The organism is Geminicoccus harenae (genome assembly GCF_019800005.1).
In the GTDB taxonomy this organism is placed as follows: domain Bacteria; phylum Pseudomonadota; class Alphaproteobacteria; order Geminicoccales; family Geminicoccaceae; genus Geminicoccus; species Geminicoccus harenae.
This window is the reverse complement of the sequence record NZ_JABGCL010000083.1, coordinates 1-5,913: the sequence shown is the minus strand read 5'-3', so window position 1 is coordinate 5,913 and position 5,913 is coordinate 1. Positions and strand designations below refer to the sequence as shown.

Genomic DNA, 5,913 nt, shown 5'->3' with positions numbered 1-5,913 from the left:
TCTCTCGGGTCCACATCCCGAGCTTCCACCACAGCCGTTCTGGCTCAGCAACCCATTCTCAAACAGGCTCTGAGCGCCAGGACGCGCAGCCTCGCACGGCGCAGGAGGTTTTCGATGCCCGACGACGATGTTGTGGCCCTGCCGAACAAAACCGACGATGCGGCCGCGCGCGAGCCGGTGGGGGCCGACGCGCCGTCCGGCTCCTTGCTGGATGCCGCATGGCGACCGATCGCTCACGAGGTGGAACTGCGGACCCGGGCCGCGTTGCGCGTGACCGTGCATACCGACGAAACATGAGGGCGCTGGTCTTGGTCGGAACCGCGGAGGCAGGTGTTGCTGAACCCGCTCTTCGGTGCCCTCTTGGTGCCGGCGCTCATCCCTCGGCCGCCCCGATCTGGTAGGTGACCTCGACCGGCACGAGCTGGCCGGGGAACTCCGGCTCCTCGGCCTGGACACGCGCCAGCTCCCGCTCGATCCGCTCCCGCTCCGGCCGGTGCAGGGTATGGTGGCCCCAGACCTCCCAGTACCCACCGTCGGTCCAGAACAGCTCCTTGTCGACCCGGTGCTGGATCGTCCACTGGTGCTCGCGATGGGACGGCAGCTTGGCCCAGGGGTCGGGCGGCTGCGGCACCTCGCCCTGGAAGCGCTTGCCGACCATGTCGCGCCATTGCCGCATCTCGTCATCGGTCATGCTGCGCTTCTCGCTGCTCATCCGATGGTTGAGGACGCGGATGAATTCCCGCCATTCATCATCGTGAAACATCGTGGCACCTCGGAAAATCACCGACTGCGCCATCAGAGTGGGTCGGTCAGGCAGTGTGCCAAGGGACAGCCGTCCATGCCAGCCGACCACGCGATCTCAACCATCGCGCACCGGCCAGGATCGCTAGCCCGGGAAGCCCTGCTTGAACTCGATCCGGGTACCATGGAACGGTACGTCGTCCTCGTTGCGCACCGAGTGCGCCGGCTGCGGGGGGAACTTCACCACCAGCGGCAGCTCGGCGCCGACCTCGACCGGCAGCGGGATCTCCTGGCCATCGCCATTGAAGTCGCGCATCCGGCTGGGCAGCCGGTCGATCACGAACACCGACGGCCAGCGGTGATGATGCACCGGCTCCTGGACACCGGGCGCGATGCTGACCGAGACCACCCGGATCAGCTCGTCCTCGTAGAGCACCTGATGGTGCGCGGGGGCGGCGGTCACCGCGTCGAGCTGCGGGTCCCAGCTGGCCGGGTCGGTACCGTCCATCGAGATGACGGTCATGGTGGCGCTCCCTGTGGCCACGGATCGATTCGGACAGACTGCGCTCAGGTGCGGCCATGGTCAACGTGCCGATCTCAACCGGCCGGTGCCGAAAAGTATTTATGCGCCAGCCAGCGCAAGTGAATTGTGCCGGCATGGAAGTTGTCACCGCGCTCCCGGCCGGGACGACTGCCGAGGCCGGATACCAGCACTTTGGGCGCACTTCCCTGGCACCCCAGCTTGCCGGTCGACATCCGGCCGGTGTGTGCGCGCTGGTAGGCCTCCTGCATGGCCCGCACCCCTGCCACCCCGTCCGACCGCCCGGCACCGCCAGCCGACCGTATTGGCTGCGATCGACCGGATCCTCGCCCAGCCGGTTCATCCGGCCTGGGTTCGCGGTCGGGGGTGGGCAGCGGCTCGGACAAGCTCTTGCGATGACGCCCGCCCTCGGTCGTCGAGGCCAAGCAGTTTATGGGGTCGGTAGCCTCCATACACTTTGGTTGGGTTGGAGAGCCCCTTGGCTTGGCGCCGGAATAACCGGCGAGCCTCGCCTGGATGCTTTGCTCGCGTCAAACATCAAAGGAAGCCAGGATCGGGCATGGCCCGGTGCTCCCTTCCCCGCACTCGCGCGCCAGTCGCCCTAGCGCATCGCGAGCCCGTTGAAGCTCGGCGATCTTGGCGTCGAGGGCTGCGACGCGGGCCGTCGCAAGCTCGCGGGCCCGGCGGCGATCTTCGCCCGCATCCAGCTCTAAGAGCTCCCGGATCTCCTCCAACGTAAAGCCTGCTGCCTGCGCCTGCCGGATGAACCGCAGGCGGCGCACGTCCTCCTGGCCGTAGTGCCGGATCCCACCTTCGCGCGCAGGCGTCCGGAGCAGGCCCCTGCGCTGGTAGAACCGGATCGTTTCCACCCCGACACTCCCTGCGGCGGCGAACTCGCCGATGGTGAGCATGTTGACCCCTTGACTCCGTACTACGGTACGGAACCTATATTCATGCCGACCGGATCTCAAGGAGACCGAACATGTCGGCCACCACCACCCTTTCTCCTGCATCGAGCCGCCCCATGGTGGCGAAGAAGGCGGTCATCCACCGCATGGTGATGCCGCACCACACCTGCCCTTACGGTCTCAAGGCCAAGCACCTGCTGGAGCGGTCCGGCTACGAGGTCGAGGACCACCACCTCACCACCCGCGAGCAGACCGACGCCTTCAAGGCGCAGCACGGCGTGGCGACGACGCCCCAGATCTTCATGGATAGCGAGCGCGTTGGCGGCTACGACGACCTGCGCCGGTTCCTCGGCAAGTCCGTCGCAGACCCGAAGGCGACGAGCTACCGCCCGGTCATCGCGCTGTTCGCCATGACCGCGCTCATGGCGATGGCGGCAGGCTATGCCGTGACAGGGAGCGTGTTCACCGTCCGTGCAGCCGAGTGGTTCATCGGCTTCTCGATGGTCGTGCTGGCGCTGCTGAAGCTCCAGAACATCGAGAGCTTCGCGACGATGTTCCTGAACTATGACCTGCTCGCCAAGCGGTGGGTGCCGTACAGCTACCTCTATCCGTTCGCCGAAGGACTGGCGGGCGTGCTGATGGTCGCTGGTGCGCTCACCTGGCTGTCGGTGCCGATCGCCCTGTTTATCGGGAGCGTGGGCGCAGTCTCGGTGTTCAAGGCCGTCTACATCGACCGCCGCGAGCTCAAGTGCGCCTGCGTCGGCGGATCGAGCAATGTTCCCCTCGGGTTCATCTCGCTCACTGAGAACCTGATGATGGTCGCCATGGCGGTGTGGATGGCACTCGTCGCGTTCGGCCTGCCGATCGGTGTGGGCCACGCGATGTAACCAAGCGCGCTGCGCCCGGTCAGCTTCCAGGAGTTCACCCATGTCTTCCGCGGCGACTCCGCGGTCTGTGGCTGGCAGGCTGAGTTGGATCTCTATGGCGCCAACTATGTGACCAGGGTGCACATCGGCAGCCTTTCCACATCGACGACAAGCAGGAAAGATCACCATGAAGATCAAACAGATCCGCAACGCGACGCTGCGCCTCGACTTCGGCGGCGTGAAGTTCCTGATCGATCCTTATCTGGCCGAGAAGGACGCCTACCCCGGCTTCGAGGGCACGCTGAACAGCCACATTCGCAGCCCGCGCCTCCCACTGCGGACCCCAATGGATGACATCCTCGGCGTCGATGCGGTCATCGTGACCCACACGCACGCGGACCACTGGGACGAGGCCGCGGTCAAGCTGGTGCCGAAGCACCTGCCGCTGTTTGCCCAGCATGAGAAGGACGCGGAGCTGATCCACTCGCAGGGCTTCCGCGACGTCCGCATCCTGACCGAAGACACAGCCTTTGGTGGCGTTTCGCTGATCAAGACCCCCGGCCAGCATGGCTCGGACCAAGCCCTGGCGGTGGCCGGGGAGCTGTTGGGCGAGGTCTGCGGCGTCGTCTTCAAGCACCCGGACGAGAAGGTTCTCTACCTTGCCGGTGATACGATCTGGAATGACCATGTGAAGACGAGCCTCGCCGCCCATGATCCGGACGTCGTCGTGCTCAACGCAGGCGATGCGCAGGTTCCTGGGCTGAGCTCGATCATCATGAATGCCGGGGACGTCAGGAAGGTCTACGACGCGGCGCCGCGGACGACCTTGATCGCCAGCCATATGGAGGCGGTGAACCATTCTGCCCTGACCCGCGCCGAGCTGCGCGTCTTCTCGGAGAAGACCGGCATGACCGACCGTCTGCTCGTGCCGGAGGACGATGAGGCCTACGCCTTTTGAGGTATTCCATCCGCACGAGGCGCTCCTGCCCGAGGCCGCGGCGGCCTGACGGCTGGCTGACCAGGGCACGCTGGCCCATCTCGCCGACATGGTGATCATCCTGGCGCTGCCGATCCTCCCGGCCTGAAGCAGGGCAAGCGGCGGGCTTGGCTCAGGCAACCGCCGCCTGCTGGCGGGCCTTGAGCATCGGCCAGAGCGTGCCGACCAGCAGCCCGATCGTGACGATGGCGAGCCCGGCCCACTGGGAGCCGTTGGGTCGCTCGCCCAGGACCGCCCAACCGATCAGGGTTGCCAGGACCGGGATGGCCGGGGCCAGGGCAGCGACGGCGGCACTGCCGGCCGTCTTCACCGCCACGGTGAACAGGATCAGCGCGACCAGCCCCACCAGCACGCCCTGGTAGACCGCCTGCAGCAGGACCGCCGACGCGGGCGCGGCCAGAACCGCCTCCGGCCCCTGCCACAGGAGATAGACCGGCAGGTAGAGCAGAGCCGAGAGCGGGGCATTGGTGGCCAATGCCTCGCGCGGCTCGATCGCCCAGGTCTTGAGCGCGACGGTGTAGGTGCCCCACATGGCGCTCGCCAGGAGGAACAGCCCGATGCCGATCCGGCTGCAGCCCCGGCACCAGCGCGGCACCATAGGCGACCGGCGCGAACACCAGCCCGCCGAGGAACACGGCGCTGTAGGGCGCGCCGTTCAGGACGAAGAGGGCGAACAGGCGCCCGATGCCGATCCGCCGTACGGCGGGCATGATGGCCGCCCAGAGGAAGGGCAGCACCAACACCGTCGTGACGGCGAAGCGGATCGCGGTCTGGTCATAGCCGTTGAGGCCGTCCCAGGCACCGGCCCGGCCGGCGGCGAACATGCCCGCATAAATGGCGACGGCGCCGAGGGCGGCGGCAAGACCTGCCGTGTTCATCCAACATCCTCTGAGGGCAGAAGGCACAGACGGCAGGGCCGTGCTGCCAAACTCTATGCCGCTCCAGCACGCCGTGCTGGGCACTGTCCAGTCTGGGCAGGCGGACCGGGTCTCAACCGGACGGCGCGCACCAGTCGGATGCCGCCGTTGCAGACAAGATGATCAGGCGCTCGGCAAAGTCCCGCACCGGCCAGTGGTACGGACGATTGTCCCGCCCGGTGGCCCCTACTTTCCGGCTCTTCCCATCCTGCCCCAGGGTCGATGGATTATGGAAACTCAGGGCACGGACATGGGATGATCCATCCGGCGCAGCCGGCGGACCGCTAGGCGCGCATCACCTGCACGATCGCCTGGACCAGGCGGCGCTCGCCCACGGGCTTCCCGACATTGACCGCCTCGGCCAGGACCACGCTGCCCTGCAGCCGCGACGGCTGGTAGGCGGTCGTCAGCACGAACGGGATGTTCTGCCGCGCCAGCGCTTCCGCCACCGGTGTAACCATCACGCCATGGAGGTTGACGTCGAGCACGGCCACGTCCGGAAGCCGGGTGCCCAGCAGGTCGAGCGCTTCCTCGACGCTGGTCACCGGCCCCAGCACCCGCCAGCCCTGTGCCAGGATGATGGCCTCCAGCTCCATGGCGAGCAGGAACTCGTCCTCGACCACCAGTACGAGCAGGCTGTTGGACGGTGCCTCTGGAGCTGTTCTGCCAGGCACCTGTCACTCCTGATGCTCACTGCATCGGTAGGGTCATCTCGACCTGCAAACCGGTGGTGGCAAACGCTAGTTCCACTTTTCCGTGCAGATCGCGTGCCGCCGCGTCGATCAGCCGTGTGCCGAAGCTGCGGGCGGCCGGCTCCCCCACCGGTGGCCCGCCTTCCTCCCGCCAGTGCAGCGCCAAGTGCTGGTCGCCCGCCGCACCGCCGAGCGTCCAGCCAATCCGCACCCGGCCGCCCGGCACGGACAGGGCGCCATGCTTGACCGCG

9 protein-coding genes and 1 pseudogene are annotated in these 5,913 nt (G+C 67.0%); 3 read left to right on the top strand and 7 right to left on the bottom strand.

Annotation, left to right across the window (positions count from 1 at the left end):
• Positions 1 to 114: 114 nt before the first annotated feature.
• A complete protein-coding gene (locus tag HLA95_RS26520; protein ID WP_191060383.1) occupies positions 115 to 297 on the top strand; it encodes a hypothetical protein in 183 nt (60 codons plus the stop codon).
• 76 nt (positions 298 to 373) lie between these two features.
• On the opposite strand, the gene HLA95_RS26515 is transcribed toward HLA95_RS26520, so the two are convergent.
• The 4 genes from HLA95_RS26515 to HLA95_RS26500 form a co-directional block, all read right to left on the bottom strand.
• Positions 374 to 763, bottom strand: coding sequence for a hypothetical protein (locus HLA95_RS26515; protein WP_191060384.1), 390 nt, complete (start codon positions 761 to 763; stop codon positions 374 to 376).
• A gap of 123 nt (positions 764 to 886) precedes the next feature.
• Positions 887 to 1,264 carry a hypothetical protein gene (locus HLA95_RS26510; protein ID WP_191060385.1) on the bottom strand — a complete coding sequence of 126 codons (378 nt, stop codon included), beginning with the start codon at positions 1,262 to 1,264 and terminating at the stop codon, positions 887 to 889.
• 74 nt (positions 1,265 to 1,338) lie between these two features.
• Entirely contained in the window at positions 1,339 to 1,533 is a 195-nt protein-coding gene (locus HLA95_RS26505; RefSeq protein ID WP_191060386.1) for a hypothetical protein, read from the bottom strand.
• A 279-nt stretch (positions 1,534 to 1,812) separates the two neighbouring features.
• Positions 1,813 to 2,193, bottom strand: coding sequence for a MerR family transcriptional regulator (locus HLA95_RS26500; protein WP_191060387.1), 381 nt, complete (start codon positions 2,191 to 2,193; stop codon positions 1,813 to 1,815).
• A 113-nt stretch (positions 2,194 to 2,306) separates the two neighbouring features.
• Between HLA95_RS26500 and HLA95_RS26495 the strand changes: the two genes are divergently transcribed.
• Both HLA95_RS26495 and HLA95_RS26490 read left to right on the top strand, forming a co-directional pair.
• Complete coding sequence (locus HLA95_RS26495; RefSeq protein ID WP_191060391.1) at positions 2,307 to 3,077, top strand: glutaredoxin family protein; 771 nt, start codon at positions 2,307 to 2,309, stop codon at positions 3,075 to 3,077.
• Positions 3,078 to 3,243: 166 nt separating this feature from the next.
• Complete coding sequence (locus HLA95_RS26490; RefSeq protein ID WP_191060388.1) at positions 3,244 to 4,014, top strand: MBL fold metallo-hydrolase; 771 nt, start codon at positions 3,244 to 3,246, stop codon at positions 4,012 to 4,014.
• Positions 4,015 to 4,165: 151 nt separating this feature from the next.
• On the opposite strand, the gene HLA95_RS26485 is transcribed toward HLA95_RS26490, so the two are convergent.
• The 3 genes and pseudogenes from HLA95_RS26485 to HLA95_RS26475 all read right to left on the bottom strand — a co-directional run.
• Complete coding sequence (locus HLA95_RS26485) at positions 4,166 to 4,651, bottom strand: EamA family transporter (RefSeq protein ID WP_191060389.1); 486 nt, start codon at positions 4,649 to 4,651, stop codon at positions 4,166 to 4,168.
• Positions 4,652 to 5,254: 603 nt separating this feature from the next.
• On the bottom strand, positions 5,255 to 5,644 hold the full coding sequence (locus tag HLA95_RS26480) for a response regulator (protein WP_222185031.1): 390 nt from the start codon (positions 5,642 to 5,644) through the stop codon (positions 5,255 to 5,257).
• Between the two features lie 16 nt (positions 5,645 to 5,660).
• Positions 5,661 to 5,913 (bottom strand): annotated as a pseudogene (locus HLA95_RS26475) (hypothetical protein); the annotation flags it as partial.

Coding starts and splice junctions, on each gene's coding strand:
- HLA95_RS26520 (WP_191060383.1), top strand. CDS start 115: ATGCCCGACGACGATGTTGTGGCCCTGCCGAACAAAACCGACGATGCG.
- HLA95_RS26515 (WP_191060384.1), bottom strand. CDS start 763: ATGTTTCACGATGATGAATGGCGGGAATTCATCCGCGTCCTCAACCAT.
- HLA95_RS26510 (WP_191060385.1), bottom strand. CDS start 1,264: ATGACCGTCATCTCGATGGACGGTACCGACCCGGCCAGCTGGGACCCG.
- HLA95_RS26505 (WP_191060386.1), bottom strand. CDS start 1,533: ATGCAGGAGGCCTACCAGCGCGCACACACCGGCCGGATGTCGACCGGC.
- HLA95_RS26500 (WP_191060387.1), bottom strand. CDS start 2,193: ATGCTCACCATCGGCGAGTTCGCCGCCGCAGGGAGTGTCGGGGTGGAA.
- HLA95_RS26495 (WP_191060391.1), top strand. CDS start 2,307: ATGGTGGCGAAGAAGGCGGTCATCCACCGCATGGTGATGCCGCACCAC.
- HLA95_RS26490 (WP_191060388.1), top strand. CDS start 3,244: ATGAAGATCAAACAGATCCGCAACGCGACGCTGCGCCTCGACTTCGGC.
- HLA95_RS26485 (WP_191060389.1), bottom strand. CDS start 4,651: ATGGTGCCGCGCTGGTGCCGGGGCTGCAGCCGGATCGGCATCGGGCTG.